Annotated in this window: 23 protein-coding genes and 1 pseudogene; 11 read left to right on the top strand and 13 right to left on the bottom strand. The window is 59.7% G+C overall.

What is annotated here, in order from left to right:
- Positions 1 to 22: 22 nt before the first annotated feature.
- Positions 23 to 3,934, top strand: a complete 3,912-nt coding sequence (hrpA, locus tag NQL71_RS07100) for an ATP-dependent RNA helicase HrpA (RefSeq protein ID WP_274642462.1) — start codon at positions 23 to 25, stop codon at positions 3,932 to 3,934.
- Positions 3,935 to 4,262: 328 nt separating this feature from the next.
- The gene (locus NQL71_RS07095; RefSeq protein ID WP_077184122.1) at positions 4,263 to 5,384 is read left to right on the top strand and encodes a beta-ketoacyl-ACP synthase III; all 1,122 of its coding nucleotides are present in this window, start codon (positions 4,263 to 4,265) and stop codon (positions 5,382 to 5,384) included.
- A 211-nt stretch (positions 5,385 to 5,595) separates the two neighbouring features.
- On the opposite strand, the gene NQL71_RS07090 is transcribed toward NQL71_RS07095, so the two are convergent.
- On the bottom strand, positions 5,596 to 6,915 hold the full coding sequence (locus NQL71_RS07090; protein WP_046816813.1) for a putative porin: 1,320 nt from the start codon (positions 6,913 to 6,915) through the stop codon (positions 5,596 to 5,598).
- Positions 6,916 to 7,197: 282 nt separating this feature from the next.
- Between NQL71_RS07090 and NQL71_RS07085 the strand changes: the two genes are divergently transcribed.
- The gene (locus tag NQL71_RS07085) at positions 7,198 to 8,322 is read left to right on the top strand and encodes a GNAT family N-acetyltransferase (RefSeq protein ID WP_046816850.1); all 1,125 of its coding nucleotides are present in this window, start codon (positions 7,198 to 7,200) and stop codon (positions 8,320 to 8,322) included.
- An 18-nt stretch (positions 8,323 to 8,340) separates the two neighbouring features.
- Here NQL71_RS07085 and aqpZ read toward each other — a convergent pair whose 3' ends face one another.
- The 5 genes and pseudogenes from aqpZ to NQL71_RS07060 all read right to left on the bottom strand — a co-directional run bounded on the left by aqpZ (position 8,341) and on the right by NQL71_RS07060 (position 13,442).
- Positions 8,341 to 9,039: an aquaporin Z gene (gene aqpZ / locus NQL71_RS07080; RefSeq protein ID WP_046816814.1), complete on the bottom strand. Its 699-nt coding sequence runs from the start codon at positions 9,037 to 9,039 to the stop codon at positions 8,341 to 8,343.
- A gap of 172 nt (positions 9,040 to 9,211) precedes the next feature.
- Positions 9,212 to 11,044, bottom strand: coding sequence for an ABC transporter ATP-binding protein (locus NQL71_RS07075; protein ID WP_046816815.1), 1,833 nt, complete (start codon positions 11,042 to 11,044; stop codon positions 9,212 to 9,214).
- Positions 11,045 to 11,137: 93 nt separating this feature from the next.
- Positions 11,138 to 11,695, bottom strand: a complete 558-nt coding sequence (locus NQL71_RS07070; protein WP_046816816.1) for a peptidylprolyl isomerase — start codon at positions 11,693 to 11,695, stop codon at positions 11,138 to 11,140.
- Positions 11,696 to 11,698: 3 nt separating this feature from the next.
- Positions 11,699 to 12,504, bottom strand: a pseudogene (locus NQL71_RS07065) (alpha/beta fold hydrolase).
- A gap of 14 nt (positions 12,505 to 12,518) precedes the next feature.
- The gene (locus NQL71_RS07060; RefSeq protein WP_046816818.1) at positions 12,519 to 13,442 is read right to left on the bottom strand and encodes a PA3225 family LysR-type transcriptional regulator; all 924 of its coding nucleotides are present in this window, start codon (positions 13,440 to 13,442) and stop codon (positions 12,519 to 12,521) included.
- Positions 13,443 to 13,492: 50 nt separating this feature from the next.
- On the opposite strand from NQL71_RS07060, the gene NQL71_RS07055 reads away from it, so the two are divergent.
- The 3 genes from NQL71_RS07055 to NQL71_RS07045 all read left to right on the top strand — a co-directional run bounded on the left by NQL71_RS07055 (position 13,493) and on the right by NQL71_RS07045 (position 15,660).
- Entirely contained in the window at positions 13,493 to 13,807 is a 315-nt protein-coding gene (locus NQL71_RS07055) for a hypothetical protein (protein ID WP_046816819.1), read from the top strand.
- Between the two features lie 150 nt (positions 13,808 to 13,957).
- The gene (locus NQL71_RS07050) at positions 13,958 to 14,557 is read left to right on the top strand and encodes an FMN-dependent NADH-azoreductase (protein WP_046816820.1); all 600 of its coding nucleotides are present in this window, start codon (positions 13,958 to 13,960) and stop codon (positions 14,555 to 14,557) included.
- 227 nt (positions 14,558 to 14,784) lie between these two features.
- A complete protein-coding gene (locus NQL71_RS07045) occupies positions 14,785 to 15,660 on the top strand; it encodes a carboxylate/amino acid/amine transporter (protein WP_077184121.1) in 876 nt (291 codons plus the stop codon).
- 95 nt (positions 15,661 to 15,755) lie between these two features.
- On the opposite strand, the gene NQL71_RS07040 is transcribed toward NQL71_RS07045, so the two are convergent.
- Positions 15,756 to 17,054: a mechanosensitive ion channel family protein gene (locus NQL71_RS07040; protein WP_046816822.1), complete on the bottom strand. Its 1,299-nt coding sequence runs from the start codon at positions 17,052 to 17,054 to the stop codon at positions 15,756 to 15,758.
- Between the two features lie 192 nt (positions 17,055 to 17,246).
- Here NQL71_RS07040 and NQL71_RS07035 point away from each other — a divergent pair, with 192 nt between their 5' ends.
- Positions 17,247 to 18,587, top strand: a complete 1,341-nt coding sequence (locus NQL71_RS07035) for a DEAD/DEAH box helicase (RefSeq protein WP_046816823.1) — start codon at positions 17,247 to 17,249, stop codon at positions 18,585 to 18,587.
- Between the two features lie 52 nt (positions 18,588 to 18,639).
- On the opposite strand, the gene NQL71_RS07030 is transcribed toward NQL71_RS07035, so the two are convergent.
- Entirely contained in the window at positions 18,640 to 18,915 is a 276-nt protein-coding gene (locus tag NQL71_RS07030) for a hypothetical protein (protein ID WP_046816824.1), read from the bottom strand.
- A 68-nt stretch (positions 18,916 to 18,983) separates the two neighbouring features.
- Positions 18,984 to 19,718, bottom strand: a complete 735-nt coding sequence (locus NQL71_RS07025) for a DUF899 domain-containing protein (RefSeq protein WP_248686137.1) — start codon at positions 19,716 to 19,718, stop codon at positions 18,984 to 18,986.
- Between the two features lie 177 nt (positions 19,719 to 19,895).
- On the opposite strand from NQL71_RS07025, the gene NQL71_RS07020 reads away from it, so the two are divergent.
- A complete protein-coding gene (locus NQL71_RS07020) occupies positions 19,896 to 20,285 on the top strand; it encodes a hypothetical protein (protein ID WP_046816826.1) in 390 nt (129 codons plus the stop codon).
- 59 nt (positions 20,286 to 20,344) lie between these two features.
- Here NQL71_RS07020 and NQL71_RS07015 read toward each other — a convergent pair whose 3' ends face one another.
- The 3 genes from NQL71_RS07015 to NQL71_RS07005 form a co-directional block, all read right to left on the bottom strand.
- Positions 20,345 to 21,229 carry a DUF6279 family lipoprotein gene (locus tag NQL71_RS07015; RefSeq protein ID WP_274642460.1) on the bottom strand — a complete coding sequence of 295 codons (885 nt, stop codon included), beginning with the start codon at positions 21,227 to 21,229 and terminating at the stop codon, positions 20,345 to 20,347.
- A 77-nt stretch (positions 21,230 to 21,306) separates the two neighbouring features.
- Entirely contained in the window at positions 21,307 to 22,029 is a 723-nt protein-coding gene (locus NQL71_RS07010; RefSeq protein ID WP_077184118.1) for a TorF family putative porin, read from the bottom strand.
- Positions 22,030 to 22,231: 202 nt separating this feature from the next.
- Complete coding sequence (locus NQL71_RS07005) at positions 22,232 to 22,420, bottom strand: PFL_1563 family small protein (protein WP_020795406.1); 189 nt, start codon at positions 22,418 to 22,420, stop codon at positions 22,232 to 22,234.
- Between the two features lie 349 nt (positions 22,421 to 22,769).
- On the opposite strand from NQL71_RS07005, the gene NQL71_RS07000 reads away from it, so the two are divergent.
- The 3 genes from NQL71_RS07000 to NQL71_RS06990 all read left to right on the top strand — a co-directional run bounded on the left by NQL71_RS07000 (position 22,770) and on the right by NQL71_RS06990 (position 25,038).
- Positions 22,770 to 23,606 carry a CvfB family protein gene (locus NQL71_RS07000; RefSeq protein ID WP_077184117.1) on the top strand — a complete coding sequence of 279 codons (837 nt, stop codon included), beginning with the start codon at positions 22,770 to 22,772 and terminating at the stop codon, positions 23,604 to 23,606.
- A gap of 185 nt (positions 23,607 to 23,791) precedes the next feature.
- Entirely contained in the window at positions 23,792 to 24,724 is a 933-nt protein-coding gene (locus NQL71_RS06995) for a DMT family transporter (RefSeq protein ID WP_077184116.1), read from the top strand.
- 185 nt (positions 24,725 to 24,909) lie between these two features.
- Complete coding sequence (locus NQL71_RS06990) at positions 24,910 to 25,038, top strand: PA1414 family protein (RefSeq protein WP_007914492.1); 129 nt, start codon at positions 24,910 to 24,912, stop codon at positions 25,036 to 25,038.
- Positions 25,039 to 25,114: 76 nt separating this feature from the next.
- Here NQL71_RS06990 and NQL71_RS06985 read toward each other — a convergent pair whose 3' ends face one another.
- Positions 25,115 to 25,366, bottom strand: coding sequence for a phosphopantetheine-containing protein (locus NQL71_RS06985; protein WP_046816831.1), 252 nt, complete (start codon positions 25,364 to 25,366; stop codon positions 25,115 to 25,117).
- Positions 25,367 to 25,401 lie beyond the last annotated feature (35 nt).

Genomic DNA, 25,401 nt, shown 5'->3' with positions numbered 1-25,401 from the left:
AGACGACTGAATTGCGTACCCGATGACCGACGAATCGCCCTCCATCGACAAACTGCTGAAAAACCTCGATCACGCCATGCTTGCCGACCGCCACCGGCTGCGGCGGCAGTTGCTTGAGCTGCGCAAGAAACCCGACGAGGCCAAGCTGGCCCAGTGGGTCGCGCGGATGCAGGCGTCCTGTGACCAGGTGCTGGCCCGCCGCGCCAGCCTGCCGGTGATTCGTTATGACGACAGCCTGCCGATCGCCGCCAAGCGTGACGAAATCAAAGAGGCCCTGCTCAAGCATCAGGTGCTGATCATTGCTGGCGAAACCGGATCGGGTAAAACCACTCAGTTGCCGAAGATCTGCCTGGAAATCGGCCGCGGCCAGCATGGCCTGATCGGCCACACCCAGCCGCGCCGAATTGCCGCACGCAGTGTGGCCGCCCGGGTTGCCGAAGAACTCGGCACGCCGTTGGGCGCGCTGGTCGGCTATCAGGTGCGGTTCGAGGATCAGAGCGATGCCAACACCCTGGTCAAGTTGATGACCGACGGCATCCTGCTGGCGGAAACCCAGAACGACCGCTACCTGGAACGCTACGACACGATCATCGTCGACGAAGCCCACGAACGCAGCCTCAACATCGATTTTCTGCTCGGCTACCTGAAAACCCTGCTGCCGCGCCGCCCGGACCTGAAAGTCATCATTACGTCGGCGACCATCGACCTGGAGCGCTTCTCCAAACATTTCGACGATGCGCCGATTGTCGAAGTCTCCGGTCGCACCTTCCCGGTGGACACGTGGTATCGCCCGCTGACCCTGGAGCAGGACGAGGAAGGCAACCGTGTCGAGGACGACCTGACGGTGGATCAGGCGATCCTCGCCACCCTCGACGAAATCGCCGCCTATGAGCGCAGCGAACGCCGCAGCCCCGGTGACGTGCTGGTGTTCCTGCCCGGCGAGCGCGAGATTCGCGACGCCGCCGACATGCTGCGCAAGGCCCAGCTCAAGCACACCGAGATCCTGCCGTTGTACGCACGCCTGTCGCCGGCCGAACAGCAGCGGATCTTCCAGTCGCACCCGGGTCGTCGCGTGGTGCTGGCAACCAACGTCGCGGAAACCTCGCTGACCGTGCCGGGCATCCGTTACGTGATCGACAGCGGCACCGCGCGCATCAGTCGCTACAGCTACCGCGCCAAGGTCCAGCGCCTGCCCATCGAAGCGATATCCCAAGCCAGCGCCAACCAGCGTAAAGGTCGCTGCGGTCGGGTCGAGCCGGGCATCTGCGTGCGCCTGTACAGCGAAGAAGATTTTCTCGGGCGGCCGGAATTCACCGATCCGGAAATCCTGCGCACCAACCTCGCCGCCGTAATCTTGCAGATGCTGCACCTGCGCCTCGGCGAGGTCAGCGCTTTCCCGTTCATCGAGCCGCCGGATGGCAAGGCGATCAGCGACGGCTACAACCTGCTGCAAGAACTCTCGGCGGTGGACCGCAACAGTCAGCTGACCCCGCTTGGTCGCCAACTGGCGCGGCTGCCGGTGGACCCGCGCATGGGCCGCATGCTGCTCGAAGCGGCCAAGCTCGGCAGCCTGCAGGAAGTGCTGATCGTCGCCAGTGCCATGTCGATCCAGGACCCGCGCGAACGTCCGCCGGAGCGCCAGCAAGCGGCGGATCAGGCTCACGCACAATGGAAAGATGCCGATTCGGACTTCGCCGGGTTGGTCAACCTTTGGCGCGGTTTCGAAGAGCAGCGCCAGGCGCTGACCGCCAGCCCGCTGCGCAACTGGTGCCGCAAGAATTTCCTGAATTACCTGCGCCTGCGCGAATGGCGCGACTCCCATCGCCAATTGAGCCTGATCTGCCGCGACATGCAGCTGAGCCTCAATAAAGAGCCGGCGGATTACCCGAAACTGCACAAAGCGGTGCTGGTGGGGTTGCTCAGCCAGATCGGCCAGAAAACCGAAGATGGCGATTACCTCGGCGCGCGTCAGCGGCGTTTCTGGATTCACCCGTCCTCGGGCATCGGCAAGAAACGCCCGCAGTGGCTGATGACCGCTGAACTGGTGGAAACCACCAAGCTGTATGCACGGATGGTGGCGAAGATCGATGCCGACTGGATAGAGCCGCTGGCCGGGCACCTGATCAAGAAAAACCACTTCGAACCCCATTGGGAGAAGAAGCGTGGCCAAGTCGTGGCCTTCGAGCAGATCACCCTGTTCGGGCTGATCGTGGTCGGCCGTCGGCCGGTGCATTACGGCCCGGTCGATCCGGTGGTGTCCCGCGAATTGTTCATCCGCGAAGCACTGGTGCGTGGCGAGATTCAGTCGAAAGCCAAGTGCCTGACGGCCAACAAGCAGTTGCTGGAACAGCTCGACGAACTGGAAGCCAAGGCCCGCCGTCGCGACATTCTCGCTGACGAAGAAACCCTGTATGCCTTCTACGATGCGCGGTTGCCGGCAGAGATTCACCAGACCGCGACGTTCGACAGCTGGTACCGGATCAACAGTCAGAAAGACCCGCAACTGCTGATCATGCGCGAAGAGGACGTGCTGGCCCGCGAAGCCAGTGAAGTCACCGCCCTGCATTACCCGGACACGCTGCACATCGGCGACCTGGAATTGGCTCTCAGCTACCACTTCGAACCGAACCACCCGCGCGACGGCGTGACCCTGCGTGTGCCGGCGCCGTTGTTGCCGATGCTGCCGCCGGAACGCCTGGAATGGCTGGTGCCGGGGCTGATCGAAGCCAAGTGCATTGCCTTGGTGCGCAACCTGCCCAAGGCCTTGCGCAAGAATTTCGTGCCGGTGCCGGACTTCGTCAAGGCCGCGTTGCAGCGCATGACCTTCGCCGAAGGCTCGTTGCCCCAGGCCTTGGGTCGCGAGCTGCTGCGCATGACCGGCGCTCGGGTCAGCGATGAAGCCTGGAGCGAGGCGGCGCAGCAGGTCGAAAGCCATCTGCGGATGAACCTGGAGATCGTCGACGCTCAGGGCAAGTTCCTCGGTGAAGGGCGCGACCTGGCCGAACTGACCGCGCGTTTCGCCGAAGCCAGCCAGGCCGCCCTGGCCGTGCCGCAAACCGCGAAAAGCCAGCAGCCGGTGGAGCCGAAAGTGTTTGCCGCCGTGGCGGAGAAAACCCAACAGAAGATCGCCGGCTTGTCGATGACGGTCTATCCGGCGCTGGTGGAAGAGGCGGGAACGGTCAAGGAAGGACGTTTCTCGACCCCCGCCGAAGCCGAGTTCCAGCATCGCCGCGCCTTGCAGCGCCTGCTGATGCAGCAACTGGCGGAGCCGGCGAAGTTCCTGCGCGGCAAGCTGCCGGGTCTGACCGAACTGGGCCTGCTGTATCGCGACATGGGCCGTGTCGATGCGCTGGTCGAAGACATTCTGCTGGCCAGCCTCGACAGCTGCATTCTCGAAGGTGAAGACCCGCTGCCACGCGATGGTGCCGGGCTGGCTTCGTTGGCCGAACGCAAGCGCGGCGCCTGGACCGAACATGCCGAGCGCGTGGCCAGGCTGACCCTGGAAATCCTCAAGCACTGGCACGGCCTGCAAAAACGCTTCAAGGGCAAGATCGACCTGGCGCAAGCCGTGGCCTTGAACGACATCAAGCAGCAGCTCAGCCATCTGGTGTATCCGGGGTTTGTCCGGGAAACGCCGATGCAGTGGCTCAAGGAACTGCCGCGCTACCTCAAGGCCATCGAACAGCGTTTCGAAAAAATCGGCGCCCAGGTACAACGGGACCGGGTCTGGAGCGGCGAGTTGTCCGGTCTCTGGACGCAATACCAGACCCGCGCCAACAAACACGCCCAGGAAGGCAAGCGCGATCCGCAGCTGGAGTTGTACCGCTGGTGGCTGGAGGAGTACCGGGTTTCACTGTTTGCCCAGCAGTTGGGGACCAAGGTGCCGATCTCCGACAAGCGCCTGAGCAAGCAATGGAGCCAGGTCGAACCCTGATCCTCTGTGGGAGCGAGCCTGCTCGCGAAAGCGGTGTGTCAGTCACCATTGATGTTGAGTTTGATGGCCCCTTCGCGAGCAGGCTCGCTCCCACAGGTTGCTGTAGTGTCTCTAACAGGTGGGTTATCCAGCAAAAAGGCGCCAAAACCCTAGGTTTATGGCAAACTTCGCGCCTATAAACGCCGGCCCCGCGGTTTTGAGCCTTCGCCGCCGCGGGCAGGTCGGAATAAAGCGATGCCAGGTTTGCGTCCCCGGATGGGAATAGACCCTTTGTGCATTGGTACGCTTGTACCAATGCTTTCTGCCTGAACAGATTAGAGACACGACCATGCATAACGTCGTCATCAGCGGCACCGGCCTGTACACCCCGGCCAACAGCATCTCCAACGAAGAGCTGGTGCAGTCTTTCAATGCTTATGTCGCTCAATTCAACGCCGACAACGCCCAAGCCATTGCTCGCGGTGAAGTCGAGGCGTTGACCGAGTCCAGCGCAGCGTTCATCGAAAAAGCCTCTGGTATCAAAAGTCGCTTTGTCATGGACAAGGAAGGCATTCTCGACCCGCAACGCATGGCGCCACGCTTGCCGGAGCGTTCCAACGACGAATGGTCGGTGCTCTGCCAGATGGCCATTGGCGCTGCCGAACAAGCCTTGCAGCGCGCCGGCAAAACCGCCGCGGACATCGACGGCGTGATCGTCGCCTGCTCCAACCTGCAACGCGCCTATCCTGCCATCGCCATCGAAGTCCAGGCAGCGCTGGGTATCCAGGGTTTCGGTTTCGACATGAATGTGGCGTGCTCCTCGGCCACCTTCGGCATCCAGGCCGCGGCCAACAGCGTCCAGTTGGGCCAGGCCCGGGCGATACTGATGGTCAACCCGGAAGTCTGCACCGGTCACCTGAACTTCCGCGACCGCGACAGTCACTTCATCTTCGGCGATGCCGCGACCGCGGTGATCATCGAGCGCGCTGACCTCGCTACCTCCCGTTACCAGTTCGACATTGTCAGCACCAAACTGCTGACCCAGTTCTCCAACAACATCCGCAACAACTTCGGCTTCCTTAACCGCGCCGCGGAAGAGGGCATCGGCGCCAAGGACAAACTGTTCGTGCAGGAAGGCCGCAAGGTGTTCAAGGAAGTCTGCCCGATGGTCGCCGAGCTGATCGCTGCGCACCTGGAAGAGAATCAACTCAACGTCCACGACGTGAAGCGCTTCTGGCTGCACCAGGCCAACCTCAGCATGAACCACCTGATCGTCAGGAAGCTGCTGGGGCGTGAAGCTACCGAGCAGGAAGCACCGGTGATTCTCGATACCTATGCCAACACCAGTTCGGCAGGTTCGGTGATTGCGTTCCACAAAAACCAGGACGACCTGGCCGCCGGCTCGCTGGCGGTGCTCAGCTCGTTCGGTGCCGGTTACTCGATTGGTAGCGTGCTGCTGCGCAAGCGCTGATTTTTCGCTGTAGCTGGAAAGATCGCAGCCTGCGTCAGCTCCTGCAGGGGACTACATAACCCTGCAGGAGCTGGCGCAGCCTGCGATCTTTTTTTGTGCACCAATAGAAACAGCCCGGCGCTGAACTATCGGAGGATGATGGGGACCGATAGATCAACGCCAGGCTGTAAAGGGGCTCAGGCATCCGTGCCGGAGTCGTGTAGCGGGGGCATCAGAACTTCGCTTCGGCATCCAGTTGCAGGGTGTTGATGTCGGAGTCTTTCAGGTTGACGCTGGCGTTGGTGTAGTCGGAAGTCGCCATGAAGTACGTCGCCCCCAGGGTGAAGTTCTTGTCCAGCTCGTAGCTGACTTTCAGCTTGCTGCCGCGCGAACCGGTGAAGCCGTTGGCGAAGTCGGAGTCGGTGAAGGCACCCACCACTGCGTTCTGCTGCACGTCGCGATAGTTGTAGTCCAGGCCGAAGCCATAGATCTTGGTCTTGACGCCGGCCAGCCAGCCAGTGTCCTGATTGTTGCTGGCTTCGGCGTTGTGCACGTACTGGCCGTACAGCGACAGCGGCATTGGCAGGCCGCCGATGTCGATCTGGCTGAAACCTTCCCACAGGCGGAACTCTTCGCCCGGGCTGTTACCATTGACCGCCAGTGCGCATGGCGTGGTGGTGGCGGTGCAGGTGCTGTCTTCGTCGTTGTCGTAGTTGTAGAGGCTGCCGCCGACGGTCAATTTCAGGTTGTCGGTAATGGCGAAACGCGCACCCAACTGGCCAGCGTACAGGCGCAAGTCATGCTTGAACTGCACGCCCTCGCCATCGACGTTGTCCTTGAGCGTGTAGTGACCGGCACTGCCGAACAGTTCGGTATTGCCCAGCGGATACTTGTAAGTCAGGGCCAGGCCTTCGGGGTTGATGTCGCTATCCCAGATGATGTCGCCCATGCTCACCCACGGCTGCAGCATCTTGCCGCCGATCACGTGCAGGTTCTTGATGGCGTCGGGGTGGTAGTCGACATAGCCCAGGTCCAGCCAGATCTGCTTCTTGTCGAAGTAGTTGTTCAGGTCCTGGTTGGTGGAACGAGCATCGTCGTTGCTGCCGGTGGCAATACGGATGCCGGTGTCCACCTGTGGGTTGATTTCGCTGAACGCACCCAAGCGGGCACGAATGCGCTGACGATCCTGGTCCTTGTTGTTGGGAACGCCATCGTTGTGGACGTTTTCCTGACGGAAACGTACGTCGCCCTTGAATTGGGTCTTGGCCGCCCACGCCAGCTTCTGGTCGAAGGTGCTCAGCTCATTGGTTTTCTTCGCGGTGGCCGCGATCTGCTCGTTGGTCTCTTGCTGGGCCTGACGAGCGATTTGCTGCTCCTTCTGATCCCTTGCCAACTCGGCTTGCAATTCGCTGTATTGGGCGTTGGTAATCGAACCGTTAGCCCTGAGCATGTCGAGCAGTTTGGCGTCGACTGCGGCGCTGGCAGGAACACTCATGGCCAGCAACAGGCCGCCACACAAGGCCGCCGCAGTTTTCGTGGAAGCAAGACGCATATCAATCTCCGAAGATGAGAGTGGATGGCTGGACCATCCTGGGCACAACCGACCATGGGGTGGACGGAAAACAGTGGCCGTATATAACCCGGCGCTCTAAAAACAGGCGCCAGTATCGCGATGGTTTATGACAAGGCAGTGGCAGAGTGATGGCATGTCTGTGACGATGCCAAACCTTTGCGGACCCTTGATCCAGAGCGCCATGGTCGAATTGAACGTGTGCAATGCACACCGATAGGCGATACTCGCCAGGCTTTCACACCATGAAGAGTGAGGATGGTGATGCCGTTGCAACGCCTGCAAAGTCTGTCCGAGATCGACCCGCAAACCTGGGACGCGCTGGTACCCGAAAATCAGCCATTCCTGCGTCACGGGTTTCTCGGCGCGCTGGAAGACAGCGGCAGCGTCGGGCCTCATTCCGGTTGGCAACCCGAGCATTTATTGCACATGGACGGTGATCGACTGATCGCGGCGTTACCCAGCTACCGCAAATGGCATTCCTATGGCGAATACGTGTTCGATCACGCTTGGGCCGATGCTTGCGAACGCGCGGGCATCGATTACTACCCCAAGCTGCTGACGGCCGTGCCGTTCAGCCCGGTCAGCGGCCCGCGCTTGCTGGCGAGCCGGGTGGAGGACGGTTTCGAATTACTCAAGAGTCTGCCGGGCTATCTTGAGATCGAACAACTCTCCAGTGCCCACATCAACTTCACTGACCCGTTCACCGACGCCGCGCTGGCCGAACAACCGGGGTGGTTGCAGCGCATCGGTTGTCAGTACCACTGGCAAAACCGTGGCTATCGGGATTTCCAGGATTTTCTCGACGCCCTGAGTTCGCGCAAACGCAAGCAGATGCGCAAGGAACGCGAGCAAGTGGCGGGGCAGGGTATCGATTTTGAATGGCTCGAAGGCCGGGAATTGACCGAGTCGCTGTGGGATTTCGTCTACGCCTGCTATGCCAATACCTACGCCGTGCGCCGGCAAAGGCCCTACCTGACGCGGGCATTTTTCAGCCTGCTGGCCGAGCGCATGCCGCAATCGATTCGGGTGGTATTGGCCAGGCAAGGCTCGCGTCCCGTGGCAATGGCGTTCAGCCTGGTCGGCGGTGACAGTTTTTACGGGCGCTATTGGGGCTGCCTGGCGGAATTCGATAGGTTGCACTTCGAAACGTGCTTCTACCAGGGCATGGACTACGCGATTGCCAATGGCTTTGCGCGTTTCGATGCCGGCGCGCAGGGCGAGCATAAGTTGATTCGCGGTTTCGAACCGGTCATCACGCACTCCTGGCATTACTTGCGCCATCCGGGCTTGAAAGCGGCCGTGAAGGACTTTCTGCAGCAAGAGCGGATTGGCGTATTGGCCTACGCGGATGAGGCGAAGACCGCCTTGCCTTACCGGCAAGGCTGATCTTCGCCGTACTGTCGGTCAGCTGTTTTCCTTGCCGAGGAAGCGATACAGCACGCCGCCGACGACCGCACCGAGCAGCGGCGCGACCCAGAACATCCACAGTTGCTGAATGGCCCAGCCGCCAACGATCAGCGCGGGGCCGGTGCTGCGTGCCGGGTTGACCGAGGTATTGGTGACCGGGATCGAGATCAGGTGGATCAGGGTCAGCGCCAGGCCAATGGCAATCGGCGCAAGCCCCGCTGGCGCACGGTTGTCGGTGGCGCCAAGGATGATCAGGATGAACATGGCGGTCATCACCAACTCACAGACAAAGCCCGCCGCCATCGAATAGCCACCGGGGGAGTGTTCGCCGAAGCCGTTGGATGCCAGGCCTGACGCCAGTTCGAAACCGGGCTTGCCGCTGGCAATGAAGTACAGCAGGGCGGCCGCGATGACCGCGCCAAGCACCTGGGCGATGATGTAGGCCGGCAGTTCACTGGCCGGAAACCGTCCGCCGACCACCAACCCCAGCGACACCGCCGGATTGAGGTGGCAGCCGGAAATGTGGCCAATGGCGAAGGCCATGGTCAGCACCGTCAAGCCAAACGCCAGGGAAACCCCCAGCAAACCGATACCGACATCCGGGAAAGCCGCAGCCAGCACCGCACTGCCGCAACCACCCAACACCAGCCAGAAGGTACCTACCAACTCTGTAGCGGAACGTTTGAACAGAGACATGAGAGAGTGTCCTTTCGAGATTTCGCTGCGTTGTGCATCCAGCAGATGGACTGCAAAACCACCTCCAGAACCTTGGCTGAGTACAGCACTGTTTTTCCAAAGTTCCAGTACGCATAAAAAAACCGCCAGCGCCCGTGGTGAGGAGCGTGGCGGTCTTTTATCGGTAAAAGGCCTAATCGATCCCGACAAAACCCCCTGTCTGGTGCTGCCACAACCGCGCATACAAACCGCCATGGGCCAGCAGTTCGGCGTGGCTGCCGGTTTCGGCGATCTTGCCGTTTTCCAGCACCACCAGACGGTCCATCCGGGCGATGGTCGAGAGCCGGTGGGCGATGGCAATCACGGTTTTGCCTTGCATCAGGGTTTCGAGACTTTCCTGGATGGCCGCTTCGACTTCCGAGTCCAGTGCCGACGTGGCCTCGTCCATGATCAGGATCGGCGCGTCCTTGAGCAGTACGCGGGCGATGGCGATGCGCTGGCGCTGGCCACCGGAAAGCTTCACCCCGCGTTCCCCGACATGGGCATCGAAACCGCTGCGGCCTTCGGCGTCCGACAGGGTGGGAATGAAGCCGTCGGCCCGGGCCTTGTGCACCGCTTCCCAGAGTTCGGCATCAGTGGCGTCGGGCTTGCCGTAAAGCAGGTTGTCGCGGATCGAGCGATGCAGCAGGGACGTGTCCTGGGTGATCATGCCGATGCGTTCGCGCAGGCTTTCCTGGCTGACGTCGGCGATGTCCTGGCCGTCGATGAGGATGCGTCCGCCCTCGACGTCGTAGAGGCGCAGCAGCAGATTGACCAGGGTCGACTTGCCCGCGCCGGACGGACCGATCAGGCCGATCTTCTCGCCGGGTTTGATCGTCAGATTGAGCCCGCCGATGATCCCGCTCTGCTTTCCATAGTGGAAATCGACATTTTCGAAACGCACTTCGCCACGGGCCACCGCCAGCGGTTTGGCCTGGTCACGGTCGGTGACGCTGACCGGTTGGGAAATGCTTTGCAGGCCGTCCTGGACCATGCCGATGTTTTCGAAGATGCCGGTGACCACCCACATGATCCAGCCCGACATGTTGACGATACGGATCACCAGTCCGGTGGCCAGGGCAATGGCGCCTACGCTGATCAGCGACTGCGTCCACAGCCACAGGGCCAGGCCGGTAGTGCTGACGATCAACAGACCGTTCATGCTGGTGATGACCACGTCCATGCTGGTGACGACGCGACCGGCCAACTGGGCTTTTTCGGTTTGCTCCTTGATCGCTTCGCGGGCGTATTGCTGCTCGAAGTTGGTGTGGGCAAACAGTTTCAGGGTGGTGATGTTGGTGTAGCCATCGACGATCCGTCCCATGAGTTTGGAGCGCGCATCGGAGGCTACCACCGAGCGATCCTTGACCCGTGGCACGAAGTAATAGAGTGCGCTGATGAAAGCGATGATCCAGGTCAGCAGCGGGATCATCAGGCGCCAGTCGGCTTCGGCGAACAGCACCAGCGAGCTGATGGCATAGATCAGCACATGCCACAGCGCATCCACCGCCTGCACCGCCGAATCGCGCAGGGAGTTACCAGTCTGCATGATGCGTTGGGCGATGCGCCCGGCGAAGTCGTTCTGGAAAAAATTCAGGCTCTGCTTGAGCACGTAGCTGTGGTTTTGCCAGCGGATCAGGCTGGTCATGCTGGGGCTGAGAGTCTGGTGCACCAGCAGGTCATGCAGGCCGACGAACACCGGGCGCAGGACCAGCGCCACCACCATCATCCAGGTCAGTTCAAGGCCGTGTTCCTTGAAAAAGTCGGCGTTGGGCGTGCCCTGGGCCAGGTCGATGATGCGGCTCAGGTAGCTGAACAGCGCCACTTCGATCAGGGCGCCAACCAGGCCGACGAGCAGCAGGGCGGCGAAGCTGGGCCAGACCTGCTTGAGGTAGTAGGTATAGAACGGTAATACGCGATCCGGCGGTGCGGCCGTCGGGGCGTCGCGAAACACGTCGATCAGTTTTTCAAAGCGGCGATAAAGCATCGGTTATTCGCCCGCGAACGGGCTCTCCTTCAACGGTTTGAGCGTTGCCGGCGAACACCGGCAACGGCTCGGACATCCTTGTCCAGCTTAGTCTCAGTCGATGCGCTTGGCCGACTTGATGAACACAGGGTCTGCGGGTACATCCTTCATGCCGCTGCGCACGGTGGTTGGCGAATTGACGATGATGTCCACCACGTCCATCCCCTTGACCACTTTGCCAAATACCGCATAACCATCACCCTGGTCGAGGAAATCGTTGTCCTTGACGTTGATGAAGAACTGGCTGGTGGCCGAGTCTGGCACCGAGGTACGGGCCATGGACAAGGTGCCACGCACGTTGACCAGGCCGTTCTTGTGCTCGTTCTTGATCGGTGCCTTGGTCTCTTTTTGCTGCATTTGCTGAGTGAAACCGCCGCCCTGGACCATGAAGCCCGGAATCACGCGGTGGAAAATCGTGTTGTTGTAGAAGCCGCTATCGACGTACTCAAGGAAGTTCTTGGTACTGATCGGGGCCTTGACCGGGTCCAGTTCGATTTCGATCTGGCCGTTGGTGGTCTCCAGTAGAACGTGCGGCGCCTTGGCAGGCGTTGCCGCCATCAGGTTGGCGGCGAACAGAACGGAGCCAGCGGCGAGGGCGATTTTTTTCAGCATGGGTCAGTGATCCTGAGTGTGGTGGTATCGACTGCGGCAAGAAACTCGAGCAGTGTCTGGTTGAAGCGTTCGGGCTGGTCCAGCGGGGTGGCGTGACGCGAGTCTGCGATCACTGCCAGCCGCGCATTGGGCAGCAGTCTTACGTAGTTTTCCTTCAGTGCAACCGGTGTGTAGTCACGGTCGGCGCTGACGATGAGGGTTGGACAGGTCACTCTCGATAGTCGTTCCTGAACCCCCCAGCCAACAATGGCATTGAAGCTGGCGAGATAAGCATGTTTGTCGTTTTTTGCCCAGCGTTCGGCCATTTTTTCTCGTAATTGCGCCTGCTCGGGTTTGGGGAACAGTTTGCTACCCAGGGCTTTGCCAATGGTGTGAAGACTGAGTACATGCATCAGGCTCCAGCGTTTGAACCACTGCCAGTAGTCGTCGCGGCTGCGCAACTTGACCTGCGGTGCGCTATTGACGATGCACAGGCTCTTGAGCAATTGCGGCTGATCCACGCCCAGTTGAAAGCCGATCATGCCGCCCATGGACAAGCCGACGTAATGGACCGGTCCCAGGTTCAGGTGCTCGATCAGCGCCACAAGGTCGGCGCTGAACCCGGCGATGCTGTAGCGCTCGCGGGGTTTGTCGGAGCGACCGTGGCCGCGCACATCCGGGACGATCACCCGGTAACGGGTGGCCAGCGTCGGGATCTGTTCCTCCCAGTCCAGGGTACTGGACCCCAGGCCGTGGACCAGCAGCAACGGCGTGCCCTGGCCATATTCCTCATAGTGCAGGTTGCAACCTTCGTGTTCGAAATAGGCCATGCGTTACCTCCGTGTCAGGCTTGTTCTGGGGCGGCGAACGGTGCATCCAGGGGGGCGGTGTCGAACGTGCGCAGTAACTCGATCAGAATCTGCGTCGCCGGGCCGAGCGGTTTGTCCTTGTTCGAGTACAGGTAAAAACTCGGGTTACGGCTGCCGCCCTGGTCCAAAGGTAGCAGCTTGAGCGTACCTTCCTTGAGTTCCCGTTCAATCATGTGCCTTGGCAGCCAGGCGAAGCCCAGGCCGCTGCCGACGAAAGTGGCGGCGGTAGCCAGGCTGCCGACGGTCCAGCGTTGTTCGGCACCGAGCCAGCCGACGTCCCGGGGCTGCTGGCGACCGGAGTCGCGGATGACCACTTGCAGCTGGCTTTCCAGGTCCTGGAAATTCAGTTCGCGATTGAGCCGGTGCAAGGGGTGTTCCGGATGGGCGACCGCAACGAACTCGACGTCGCTCAGTTCCGCGCCCAGGAAACCGGGAATGCTGAAACTGCTGATGGCCAGGTCGGCAACGCCTTCGAGCAGTACCTCTTCCACCCCCGACAACACCTCCTCACGCAGGCGCACGCGGCAGCCACGGCTTTGCGGCATGAACGCGGTCAGCGCACGGACCAGCCGGGCGCTCGGGTAGGCGGCATCGACCACCAGGCGCACTTCGGCTTCCCAGCCCTGCTCCATGTGATGGGCCAGGTCTTCGAGCTGACTGGCCTGTTTCACCAGTTGACGGGAGCGGCGCAACAACACGCCGCCAGCTTCGGTGAGGACCGCTTTGCGCCCGTCGATGCGCAACAATGGCACGCCGAGCTGGTCTTGCATGCGCGCCACGGTGTAGCTGACCGACGATTGCGAGCGATGCAACGCCTCGGCTGCCTGGGCGAAGCCACCGTGGTCGACCACGGCCTGAAGCGTTCGCCATTGATCAAGGGTCACGCGGGGCGCTTTCATGATGGGCTCCTCTTGTCCTAAGCTGCGCAGTTCTAATTGGAGACTGCTGAATGAAAAAAATCGGTTTTTTGGTACTGGCAATGCTGCCGCTGACTGCGTTTGCTTACCCGATCGACGTACAGAAAGAGCTCAATGGACTGAAGATCGACTACACCACCTACGCCTCCGATTACGACATGGGTTCGATCACCGTGAACAACTACGGCGACGTCGCCGCCGAATGCGCGGTGGTGTTTCGCAACGGTCCTGAATCGCCTAAGACCCGCAGGATCAATCTCGACGCCGGCAAAAGTGCCGATCTTTCCGCCAAGTTCAACCGCAAGATCATCAAGCTGTACATCACCATGACCTGCAAGCCGAAATGACCTTCAGCGGAGCACGCTCATTGCTGATGCTCCGCTTATAAACGAATTTATTGATCGGTTATAGCAATTATTTGCGCTTTTTAATCGATATGGCGCTGTTTAACCTTCACTCCATCGACCTACAGCATTCTCAGATGGAGGCTACAGCCCATGTCCCGCGTTCTGATCATCGAAAGCAGTGCCCGTCAGCAAGACTCGGTGTCCCGTCAACTGACCCAGACCTTCATCGCCCAGTGGCAAGCCGCGCATCCGAAGGACCAGATCACCGTTCGTGACCTGGCCGTCAACCCGGTGCCCCATCTGGACATCAATTTGCTGGGCGGCTGGATGAAGCCCGCCGATCAGCGCAGCGACATCGAACAACTGTCCCTGGAACGCTCCAACCAGTTGACCGACGAGTTGCTCGCCGCCGATGTGTTGGTAATGGCTGCGCCGATGTACAACTTCGCCATCCCGAGCACCCTCAAGGCCTGGCTTGACCATGTGCTGCGTGCCGGCGTGACCTTCAAGTACACCGAAACCGGTCCGCAAGGCCTGCTCAGTGGCAAGCGCGCTTATGTGCTGACCGCTCGCGGCGGGATCTACGCCGGCAGTACTGCGGATCACCAGGAACCCTACCTGCGCCAGGTCATGGGCTTCATCGGTATCCATGACGTAACGTTTATCCATGCCGAAGGCATGAACCTGGGCGGTGACTTCCAGGAGAAAGGCCTGAACCAGGCGAACGCCAAGCTTTCTCAAGTGGCCTGAGCCGTTAATCGCCAGATAATCACCGGATGATCTAGTGACCTGGCGTGCACCCCTTAGCCTGCACGCGCATCGAACCTCCCTTTGCACTTGTTGCTCCTGAGTGCTCTAGCCCGATTGAACGCTTTAGCGAGATCGGGCTTTTTTTTGCCTTGGTTTTTGTATCGTTTGACAGTTCGCGATAACCGGCAAAACCCGTTATCTTCGCCGCCATTCAAAACGAGGCGAGCATGGGCTATCTACTTTTTGTCACGCTGATCCAGGCGTTTTCCTTCAGTCTGATCGGCGAGTACCTGGCTGGGCATGTCGACAGCTACTTCGCGGTGCTGGTGCGCGTGCTGCTGGCGGGGCTGGTGTTCATCCCACTGACCCGCTGGCGTTCCGTGGAGCCGGCGTTCATGCGCGGCATGTTGCTGATCGGCGCCTTGCAGTTTGGCGTGACCTACGTCTGCCTGTACCTGAGCTTCCGTGTGCTGACGGTGCCGGAGGTGCTGCTGTTCACCATCCTCACGCCGCTGCACGTGACCCTGATCGAAGACGCACTGAACCGTCGCTTCAATCCCTGGGCCTTGGTCGCGGCACTGGTGGCGGTGGCGGGGGCGGCGGTGATTCGCTACGACCGGATCAACCCGGACTTCTTCATGGGTTTCCTGCTGCTGCAACTGGCCAACTTCACCTACGCCGCCGGCCAGGTGCTCTACAGACACCTGGTCGCGCGCCATCCGAGTGACCTGCCGCATTACCGGCGCTTCGGTTATTTCTACCTGGGCGCATTGGCGGTGGCGTTGCCGGCGTTCCTGTTGTTCGGCAAATCCAATTTCCTGCCCGAAGCTGCGCTGCAATGGGGCGTGCTGCTGTTCCTCGGCCTGGTCTCGACCGCGCTCGGGCTGTACTGGTGGAACAAGGGCGCATGCCTGGTCAATGGCGGAACGCTGGCGGTGATGAACAACCTGCATGTACCGGTGGGGTTACTGATCAACCTGCTGATCTGGAATCAGCATGAGGAGCTGGGCCGGTTGTTGCTGGGTGGTTCGGTGATCCTGATGGCGGTGTGGATCAGCCGGTTGGGTGTTGCCAAACGGACGTCTGCACGCGAAACCTTGTAGGAGCGGCCCGCGAAGGCGATATGTCAGGCAACATTGATGTCGACTGACACTCCCTCTTCGCGGGCAAGCCTCGCTCCTACAAGGGTAATGTGTTGTTACATGACGTGTTTTTCAGGCTCGGGGATGTGGCTCGCGCCCAACACCGCCGGCAGCAAGCCGGCGCGTAGATCCGTGCCGCTGGGCTGTTGGTAAAGGCTCAACCCAAACTCCGGCAACACCGCCAGCAAGTAATCGAAAATATCCCCCTGGATCCGCTCGTAATCGGCCCAGGCCGTGGTGCGGGTGAAGCAGTAGATCTCCAGCGGAATCCCCTGGGCGGTGGTCTGCATCTGGCGAACCATGCAGGTCATGTTGGGCTGGATCTCCGGATGACTCTTCAGATAGGCCAGCGCGTAGGCGCGAAAAGTGCCGATGTTGGTCATGCGCCGGCGATTGGCCGACATCGCTGCAACATTGCCCTGGGCTTCGTTCCAGGCCTTGAGTTCGGCCTGCTTGCGGCTGATGTAGTCCGTGAGCAGATGCACCTGGGACAGCCTCAACTCCTCGTCATCGCGGATGAACCGCACGCCACTGGCGTCGATGAACAGGCTGCGCTTGATCCGCCGGCCACCGGACTGCTGCATGCCGCGCCAGTTCTTGAAAGATTCGGACATCAGGCGCCATGTCGGGATCGAGACGATGGTCTTGTCGAAGTTCTGCACCTTGACCGTGTGCAGCGTGATGTCCACCACATCGCCGTCGGCACCGACCTGTGGCATCTCGATCCAGTCGCCGACCCGCAGCATGTCGTTGCTGGTCAGCTGCACGCTGGCGACGAACGACAGCAGGGTGTCCTTGTAGACCAACAGGATCACCGCCGACATTGCACCGAGACCCGACAGCAGCAACAGCGGTGAACGGTCGATCAAAGTGGCGACGATGATGATCGCGCCAAACACGTACAACACCATTTTCGCCAGCTGCACATAACCTTTGATCGAGCGGGTGCGGGCGTGCTCGGTGCGCGCGTAGATGTCCAGCAGGGCGTTGAGCAGGGCAGAGACGGACAGCAACAGGAACAGGATGGTGAACGCCAGCGCCACGTTGCCGAGAAACAGCATCGCGGTTTTGTTCAGCTCCGGCACCAGGTGCAGGCCGAACTGGATCACCAGCGACGGGACTATCTGCGCCAGTCGCTGGAACACCTTGTTGTGCCGCAAGTCGTTGATCCAGTGCAGCGCCGGCTGACGGCCGAGTATTTTGCTGGCGTGCAGGATCAGGTAGCGCGCCACTCGTCCGAGGGCCAGGGCTATGAGCAACAACACCATCAGTGCCAGGCTGGCGTGCACGAGCGGATGCTGGTCGAGGGCACCCCAGAGGTCTTGGGCGTTGAGCCAGAGCTGTTTGATATCCATGGGCTAAAACGATTCTTCTGTGGGACACGAGGGGCAATTAGAGCATTTAAGACGCTTTGTATTACGTTCGAGGACAAATCGGGCAACAAAAAAACCACTGTTTACCGTCATTTGTATAAAGAAACTCGGCCTGAGCGCTCGAAACCGGTACCCTATGCAGCTGTTTTTTTGCATTTCTTCGAGGTAGCACCCGTGTTTTCCGAATTCGCCTTGCACGAACGCCTGCTCAAAGCCGTGGCCGAGCTGAAATTTGTCGAGCCAACGCCTGTGCAAGCAGCGGCTATTCCGCTGGCGCTCCAAGGTCGTGACCTGCGGGTGACAGCGCAAACCGGTAGCGGCAAGACCGCTGCATTCGTTTTGCCGATCCTCAACCGCTTGATCGGCCCGGCCAAGATCCGTGTCAGCATCAAGACCTTGATCCTGCTGCCAACCCGCGAGCTGGCCCAGCAGACCTTGAAAGAAGTTGAGCGCTTCGCGCAGTTCACCTTCATCAAGTCCGGCCTGATCACTGGCGGCGAAGACTTCAAGGTCCAGGCTGCCATGCTGCGCAAGGTGCCGGACATCCTGATCGGTACCCCGGGCCGCATGATCGAGCAACTGAACGCCGGCAACCTTGACCTCAAGGAAGTCGAAGTGCTGGTGCTCGACGAAGCCGACCGCATGCTCGACATGGGTTTCGCCGAAGACGTACAGCGCCTGGTGGACGAGTGCACCAACCGCCAGCAGACCATGCTGTTCTCCGCCACCACCGGTGGTTCCGGCCTGCGCGAGATGATCGCCAAGGTCCTGAACAATCCTGAGCACCTGCAGCTCAATGCGGTCAGCCAGCTGAACGAAACCACCCGCCAGCAAATCATCACCGCTGACCACAACCAGCACAAAGAGCAGATCGTCAACTGGCTGCTGGCCAACGAGACCTACCAGAAGGCCATCGTCTTCACCAACACCCGGGCCATGGCCGATCGCATCTACGGCCGCCTGGTGGCCCAGGAATACAAGGCGTTCGTGCTGCACGGCGAGAAAGACCAGAAGGATCGCAAACTGGCGATCGACCGTCTGAAGCAGGGCGGGGTGAAAATCCTCGTGGCCACCGACGTCGCCGCTCGCGGCCTGGACGTGGACGGCCTGGACCTGGTGATCAACTTCGACATGCCGCGCAGCGGTGACGAATACGTGCACCGCATTGGCCGTACCGGGCGCGCCGGCAACGATGGCCTGGCCATTTCGCTGATCTGCCACGGCGACTGGAACCTGATGTCGAGCATCGAGCGCTACCTCAAGCAGAGCTTCGAGCGCCGCACCATCAAGGAAGTCAAGGGCACCTACGGCGGACCGAAAAAGGTCAAGGCCTCTGGCAAAGCCGTCGGCGTGAAGAAGAAAAAGACCGACGCCAAGGGTGACAAGAAAAAAGTCGCCGCCAAGACCCCGACCAAACGCAAGAGCGTCAACCGCCCCAAGAGCGACTCCCTGGTGAGCAAGGACGGCATGGCCCCGCTCAAGCGCCGCAAGCCGGAAGCGCCGGCCGCTGAATAAGCGCCTCGGTCAGCTCAATGAAAACCCGGACTATGTCCGGGTTTTTTTATCTTCAACTTTCGGCTTTCTTCTCGGCCGTGCCTAATTCCTTGAGCCGCTGATCGATCAACTGGCACTTGTCTGGCAAGTCCTTGGAGGCCGTTCCCAGGTCCATCTTCTGCAGTTCGTCATTGATTTCCTTGGCCTTGGCCGGGTTCTGTTCGGTCAGCTTGGTGACTTCCTTGGCCAGTTGCTCGCGCTTGAGGGTGGCCTCCTCGGGTGTGCAGGCCAAGACGGGCAGGGCGCAGGCGAGGGTGGTGGCGAGGGTGAGTTTCAGCAGGATTTTCATCTGTGGGCCTCAGTTCCGGTTAAGGCGGGTTAACCGGTTGAGGGCTGCAGCAGGGAAAAAGTTCAGCCTCATCCCCCATGGCAGCAGCTCTTCGTCGCCTTATCCTCATACCGATCATGGTGCCGCACCCAATCCATGATTTCGTCTTCATTGCGCCCCTTGGGCGTCAGGTCGAGGTAGTTGTAGGTACCGACCAGCAGATCCAGGCCGCGGGCATAAGTCGAATAAGTATGGAAAATCTCGCCGACCTCATTGCGATAGAACACGCTGAGTCCGGGCAGTTCTTCCTCGGAGCCATCGGTTTTTTCGTAGTTATAGGTGGCCTTGCCGGTGGCGACGTCTTCGGGGCGGGCGGTCACACCGAAGTCATAGTTGAAATCACAGCCTTCGGAAGACACCCAGTCGAATTTCCAGCCCATACGCCGCCGGAACGCCTGGAATTCAGCGAACGGTGCATGGGACACAGCCACCACCGCGACGTCATGGTGCGCCAGGTGCTGGTTGGCCCCGTCGATGTGGTCGGACAGGAAAGAGCAACCGGGACAGCCTTCATCCCAGCCTTCGGCGAACATGAAATGGTAAATGACCAGTTGGCTGCGGCCATCGAACAGGTCGGCGAGTTTCAGTTCGCCATTGGGTCCCTGGAAGTGGTAGTCCTTGTCGATTTTCACCCAGGGCAAGGCGCGCCTTTCTGCGCTGAGTTTGTCCCGCTCCTTGGTGAAAGCCTTTTCGTGAGCCAAGTGTTGTTTGCGCGCGGCGAGCCATTCTTCCCGCGACACAACGGGGTGGTTCTCAATGTTCATGGTGTTTTCTCCTGCAGGGGGCTGGGGAGGTGGCCTACACAGCCTAGTCGTTTGACTGGGCCGCCATTCGACATACCGCCGGTCGGTCGCCGCAAACGCTGCGTATGAACGGCTGCGCACCACGCCGGTCACAACCTATGAAGGCCCTCACTCACGGGTACCGGAGGTTGAAACGGGATGACGACTTATAACTGGGATTTGATTGAACGCTTGCTGCACGAAGTACAGAACGGTGCGAGCAGCTTCACGCCACGGCCCTACGCCGAGCAGTACGCCGCTGAGAAAGCGTCGGAAGGTGAGCAGACTGAAAACCTGGACCACTTGAAAGCGGTGGCCGGCGAGTATGAAAAGTTATTGCTCGAGCGCGGATATATCGAACCACGGCCGGAGGAGCAGGGTGGCTCCGGGTCGAATTACATTTTGACGCCTCGGGGCGCAAGCCTCCTGAGCCTCATCGACAGCAGCATTCCGGGCAATGACCATCCACGGCAGGTGCTGGATGAGCAGGAAGATGCGTTGGATGAGCTGACGTTCGATGAGGTGGCGTCGAAGGCGCAGATCGCCTGAACGTCATGTAGCCCTTGTAGGAGCTGGCTTGCTCGCTCCTGCAAGGGTTTGTGTTGAGTTCAATTCTGCTTCGCTGCCTTCAGGCACTTTAAATCACTGAAATCCTTCCTCACACCCTCAATCTTCTTCAGCAACCGCTCTCGTTGGTCCGGCGTACTTTCAGCCATCAAATCCACAAACAGCGCCCGCGCCTGGGCTTCGGTTTTGGCGAAGGCCTCGCGGTAGGCCGTTGTCCATAAACTTTCGCGATTCACCAAAAGCGTTTCGATTCGCTGTGGGAATTGTGGTGTCTGGCGTTGCGCCACCGCGGCGCTGAACTGTTTCTGCCAGTGGATGCGGTTGGCGATCCATTGCGTGTACTGGTCACCCAGGGCGGTGGACCATGCCATCACTCGCTGTTGTTGGGAGACGCTGAGTGGTCCGAGCCATTGATTCAGGCGTTTCTCCATGCGCTCGGCCCGCTGCTTGATCTGCTGCTCCAGTGGCGGTTTCAGGTATTTTTCCTGGCGCCTGCGTTGGTCCTTGGCGAAGGCCTCATTCATTTCTGCGACCTGATTGTCATTCAGGCCTTGCAGCAGTTCGATGGCTGATGGCGTAATTTCCCGGGCCGTCTCGGCAATCGCTGCTTCAGCTTCCGTTGTGCGCGCCTGCAGCGTGGCGTCGGTCACCTGATTCGTCGCAATCATGTCCTGCAAGCGGTCCAGCCAGTCGAGATACCCCGGCATTTGCGTGGTGCAATGCCAGCTCAGGTGTTCCTTCAGACGATCGTTGAACCAGCTTTTCTGCTCGCCGTTCATGTCCAGGTAATCGCTGAGCGTCCAGGGAATGATCACGTCGAGGTTGCGATAGGCCAGGTCCATTCGGCTGCAGGCGCCGAGGGCCAGGGTGAACATGAGCACTAAGGCGATGTGTTTGATCCAGCGCGGTTTAATACAGCGAGACATGGGCGAATCCTTGCGAAAGCCTGGCTTCTGGAGCTGTTTCTCATGTGAACGCAGAACGAGCCCGGCAGTTCAGCCCATCAGTAGAATGTGCGTTCGGCCTTGAGGGTGAGTAGTGCGTCGCACTGGCTATTTTGCCCTGTATAGGCTGAACAATAGCTGCCGCTGAGGCTGGAGTCGCTGTAGATCAGGTCGAGGTCAATGCCCATGAAGGGTCGGGACAGTTTTACCGACCAGTCGGTGAAGCTGCCGACATAACCGCCATCCACCGAAACCGGCGTGTTCAGCTGATGGGTGGTGTATTTCATGCTGACCCCGATGCCGAACGGCTGGTTGCCGCGCAGGTCGGCAAACAGCGTGCTGTTCTGTTTGTCCGGGTCGTTGCTCAAGGCTGCCCCGAAACGGCTGCCCAGCAGGGTCAGGCCGCCGAACACTTCCTGGCTGTCGAGGGTGTCGACATCGGGATAGCTGTAATGGATCACGCCCACTTCGTAGCCGAGGACCTGGTCGAAGGGTTGCTTGAAGCCCGCGTACGAGTCGATCTCGAGGTTTTTCCCCGGGCTGATGCCCATGCTCGGCGACCATTGGCCAAAGTAGAAGCCGCTGTCATGAGTCAGGTCCAGGCCACCATGAAACGAACCGACAGCCGAGGGCTTGACGAGGCCTTGGGCCATGCTGCGACTGGGGCTTGTCCCGAGCTTGAGGTCGAAATCCCCCAGCTCTCGTTGAAAGATTTGCCCGTGCACCGTCTGGCACGCCAGCAGGCCGGCGAACAGCAGAGATAAATAATTGGGTATGCGCATGCGTCACTCCATGAACAGCGAGCGCAGGCTTGGGCCTGCTGAAACGCTTGATCCAGACGCGTGCAAGGATACCGACGAATGACAGGCAGCGTGACCCGTTCGTCGATTTCTACAAGATTGGGGGGGGTGCAGCGGAGGTGTTACAAGGTTCCAGTCCAAGCGCTTCGAAGCTCAAAGCGCTTAGGGACCAGTTGCGGGGGGGTTACTTCTTGCCCAGCGTGATCTGCTTGGACGGGCCGAACGACTGGCCGCTGACACCTTTGGCAATTTGCTGGATTTCACCACCGGATTTGAGGAACGCAGCGATCTGGTTGTTGATCGATTCGCTGGTTTCGACGGCTGGAGCTGGCTTTGCTTTGCTGTTGGATGCTTTTACACGCATGGCGGCCATTAACCTGTAGAAAATTAACTTGGCCAGGCATCGTACAGGATTGAGTTGATATTTGCTTGGTAAATATCCGGTGGAAGACATTGGAGGGAGCGGCTACAAAATGCAAATTGTTATTTGCAATATTGCCCTAAGCCGCTGTTTTAACTAAGAACCTGGCTGGGGAAAACAGCGTTTCGCCAAGGGTAGGCGGCGGGATAATTGCCTGCTCAGTCTGACGAGCGGCCGGTCGAGCAGGGCAAAACCGAGAAAAATTAAGGCTTTGCGGGGAATTTCTGGTGCCACCGGGCTGACCGCAGAAACTGATCGCTAAAACCGGGTAGAATGCCGCCACGCAATGAGGGTATTGGACATGGCTTTAGTCGGGCGTTACAACAGTTTACAAGTGGTTAAACACACTAACTTCGGTTTATATCTGGACGGTGGCGCGGAAGGTGAAATCCTCTTGCCTAATCGTTATATTCCAAAAGATATTCCCAGCGAAGATGAAGACTGGCTCAACGTTTTTGTTTATCTGGATAGCGATGACAAACTCATCGCAACTACTGAAAAGCCGAAAGTTCAAGTCGGTGAATTCGCCAGTTTGAAAGTTGTTGAAGTGAATAGTATTGGGGTGTTCCTGGATTGGGGGCTGCCCAAAGACCTGCTGCTGCCGTACTCGGAAGAAAAGCGCCAGATGCAGGCCGGTGAATACGCCGTGGTACACGTCTACCTCGACAAGCATACCCGCCGCATTACCGCTACGGCGCGCCTGGATCGGTACCTGGACAAGACGCCTGCCAACTACACCCCGGGGCAGGAAGTTGACCTGTTGGTAGCCGAAGCCACCGACATGGGCTTCAAGGCAATCATCAATAACAAGCACTGGGGCCTGATTCACAAGAACGAAATCTTCAAGTTCATGCGCGCCGGCAAGGAAGAGAAGGGCTTCATCAAGGAAGTCCGTAGTGACGGCAAGATCAGCCTGAGCCTGCAACCGGTGGGCGTCGAAGCGGCCAGCAGCCTGAACTCGAAGATCCTCGCCAAGTTGCGCGAAAACAACGGCAGCCTGGCCGTCAGCGACAAGAGCGATCCGACCCTGATCAGCAGCATGTTTGGCGTCAGCAAAGGCAACTTCAAGAAGGCCATTGGTGCGTTGTACAAGAATGGCCAGATTGTCATTCACGCCGATCGCATCGAGTTGAGCTGAGCCGCATCCCTGCACAATGACGTGCGCAGAGCGGTAAATGTCTCGGACAGACGGTAATTTCTGTCCATCTGGTTAATAATCGACAGCATGACTTTCGCCCCGGCGCCGTTTGATCAACAAGCGGGCCGGGGCTTTCCTGTTCTCTGTCGAGCCACTGCCATGTTCTGTGTTGTCGAGGTATTACGGTGAGCGCCACCCGGCGCAGCGCCGATGGATTTGCCCTGCAAGTGATGGTGGGGTTGTGCCTGGTCTGGGGCATTCAGCAGGTGATGATCAAGTGGGCGGCGCCCGATATTGCGCCGGTCATGCAGGCAGCCGGGCGTTCGGGCCTGTCCGCGCTGCTGGTGGGGTTGTTGATCTGCTGGAAGGGCGGCTGGGATCAGGTGGGCGCCACCTGGCGCGGCGGGCTGTTGGCCGGTGCGCTGTTTGGCCTGGAGTTCCTGTTCATTTCCGAAGGCCTGCAGCTGACCACGGCGGCGCACATGTCGGTGTTCCTCTACACCGCGCCGATCTTTACCGCATTGGGCGTGCACTGGTTGTTGCCGAGCGAGCGTTTGCGGCCGGTGCAGTGGCTGGGCATTTTCCTGGCTTTCGTCGGTATCGGCGTTGCCTTTGCCGGTGGCGTGTCTTGGGACAACCTCGATCGCCGCATGTTGCTGGGCGATGCGCTGGGTGTCCTGGCGGGAGCCTGCTGGGGCGCGACTACCGTAGTGGTGCGTGCTTCGCGTCTGTCGGAGGCGCCGGTGACCCTGACTTTGTTTTACCAGTTGATCGTCGGTTTCGTCGGCCTGTTGCTGATTGCATTGCTCAGTGGCCAGATCACCCACGTCAGCCTGACCAGCGTGGCGGTGACCAGCGTGCTGTTCCAGGGCGTGGTGGTGTCGTTCTTCAGTTATCTGGTCTGGTTCTGGCTGCTGCGTCGTTATCTCGCGGCCAACCTGGCAGTGTTTTCATTCATGACGCCCTTGTTCGGCGTCACATTCGGAGTGGTCCTGCTGGGCGAGGCGCTGAGCCTCAACTTCGTCATCGGTGCCGTGCTGGTACTGCTGGGGATAACCTTTGTCAGCGCTGAACAGTGGGTGCGTCGCCGGTTACGCAGGGCGCTCGGGCAGCCTTGAGTGGATTGCACGGGGGCTGCCCGCCATGGGCTACGGGCCGGGCTGAACGCTTGTCGTCGGATTGTGATCCATTCAGTAACAGATCGTTGCTATGTTTGGCGAGCATTGCTCGGCACTTCGGACTATTATCAGTGCGAAGCGACTACAGAATTCCGGTCGCCCGGCACTACCCTGAAGGGGGCATCATGAAAGAGAAAATCCAAAACTGGCTGCACGACCTGGGTGTTGCGCTCGGTTTGATTGAACCGCCTCTGCAACCTGTGCCTATTCGTACCGACGACGAACAGCGCCGTCGCCAGCAGCGTCGCCGGTAACACGACGCCGTTTTGCAGCAGCAGCCGAGGGCTGCTGCTCCATGAGTAATGAGTGCTTCCAGAGAGATCGGACAGGTCAATGCCGCCCGATTTCCATCAAGAACCGGCTCAAGTCGTTCGCCGTCCTGGCGGTCTTGAGTATTCGGTCTTCCTCGGCGGTGAACGCCGTCAAGCCGAGTTCGTCTTCCAGATGGAAGATCAGGTCTTCGATATCCGCTTTATCCAATCCCAACTGCGCCAGGCTGGCGTTGTCGTCGAAGTCATCCCGTCCTTCAAGCATCCGGCTGATGTAAAGATGGACGGCGGCGCGCACGGCAGTTCTTTTCATGGCAGGTCTTCGACGGCGTTGTTGTGATCGTCCCT

The organism is Pseudomonas serbica (assembly GCF_028823535.1).
GTDB classification, from domain to species: Bacteria; Pseudomonadota; Gammaproteobacteria; order Pseudomonadales; family Pseudomonadaceae; genus Aquipseudomonas; species Aquipseudomonas serbica.
Note: the sequence above shows the minus strand (reverse complement) of the source record. Positions and strands in the feature narration are given on the sequence as shown.

Excerpts from the sequence above, each read along its gene's own strand:
- hrpA (WP_274642462.1), top strand. The coding sequence starts at position 23 with ATGACCGACGAATCGCCCTCCATCGACAAACTGCTGAAAAACCTCGAT.
- NQL71_RS07095 (WP_077184122.1), top strand. The coding sequence starts at position 4,263 with ATGCATAACGTCGTCATCAGCGGCACCGGCCTGTACACCCCGGCCAAC.
- NQL71_RS07090 (WP_046816813.1), bottom strand. The coding sequence starts at position 6,915 with ATGCGTCTTGCTTCCACGAAAACTGCGGCGGCCTTGTGTGGCGGCCTG.
- NQL71_RS07085 (WP_046816850.1), top strand. The coding sequence starts at position 7,198 with ATGCCGTTGCAACGCCTGCAAAGTCTGTCCGAGATCGACCCGCAAACC.
- aqpZ (WP_046816814.1), bottom strand. The coding sequence starts at position 9,039 with ATGTCTCTGTTCAAACGTTCCGCTACAGAGTTGGTAGGTACCTTCTGG.
- NQL71_RS07075 (WP_046816815.1), bottom strand. The coding sequence starts at position 11,044 with ATGCTTTATCGCCGCTTTGAAAAACTGATCGACGTGTTTCGCGACGCC.
- NQL71_RS07070 (WP_046816816.1), bottom strand. The coding sequence starts at position 11,695 with ATGCTGAAAAAAATCGCCCTCGCCGCTGGCTCCGTTCTGTTCGCCGCC.
- NQL71_RS07060 (WP_046816818.1), bottom strand. The coding sequence starts at position 13,442 with ATGAAAGCGCCCCGCGTGACCCTTGATCAATGGCGAACGCTTCAGGCC.
- NQL71_RS07055 (WP_046816819.1), top strand. The coding sequence starts at position 13,493 with ATGAAAAAAATCGGTTTTTTGGTACTGGCAATGCTGCCGCTGACTGCG.
- NQL71_RS07050 (WP_046816820.1), top strand. The coding sequence starts at position 13,958 with ATGTCCCGCGTTCTGATCATCGAAAGCAGTGCCCGTCAGCAAGACTCG.
- NQL71_RS07045 (WP_077184121.1), top strand. The coding sequence starts at position 14,785 with ATGGGCTATCTACTTTTTGTCACGCTGATCCAGGCGTTTTCCTTCAGT.
- NQL71_RS07040 (WP_046816822.1), bottom strand. The coding sequence starts at position 17,054 with ATGGATATCAAACAGCTCTGGCTCAACGCCCAAGACCTCTGGGGTGCC.
- NQL71_RS07030 (WP_046816824.1), bottom strand. The coding sequence starts at position 18,915 with ATGAAAATCCTGCTGAAACTCACCCTCGCCACCACCCTCGCCTGCGCC.
- NQL71_RS07025 (WP_248686137.1), bottom strand. The coding sequence starts at position 19,718 with ATGAACATTGAGAACCACCCCGTTGTGTCGCGGGAAGAATGGCTCGCC.
- NQL71_RS07020 (WP_046816826.1), top strand. The coding sequence starts at position 19,896 with ATGACGACTTATAACTGGGATTTGATTGAACGCTTGCTGCACGAAGTA.
- NQL71_RS07015 (WP_274642460.1), bottom strand. The coding sequence starts at position 21,229 with ATGTCTCGCTGTATTAAACCGCGCTGGATCAAACACATCGCCTTAGTG.
- NQL71_RS07010 (WP_077184118.1), bottom strand. The coding sequence starts at position 22,029 with ATGCGCATACCCAATTATTTATCTCTGCTGTTCGCCGGCCTGCTGGCG.
- NQL71_RS07005 (WP_020795406.1), bottom strand. The coding sequence starts at position 22,420 with ATGGCCGCCATGCGTGTAAAAGCATCCAACAGCAAAGCAAAGCCAGCT.
- NQL71_RS07000 (WP_077184117.1), top strand. The coding sequence starts at position 22,770 with ATGGCTTTAGTCGGGCGTTACAACAGTTTACAAGTGGTTAAACACACT.
- NQL71_RS06990 (WP_007914492.1), top strand. The coding sequence starts at position 24,910 with ATGAAAGAGAAAATCCAAAACTGGCTGCACGACCTGGGTGTTGCGCTC.
- NQL71_RS06985 (WP_046816831.1), bottom strand. The coding sequence starts at position 25,366 with ATGAAAAGAACTGCCGTGCGCGCCGCCGTCCATCTTTACATCAGCCGG.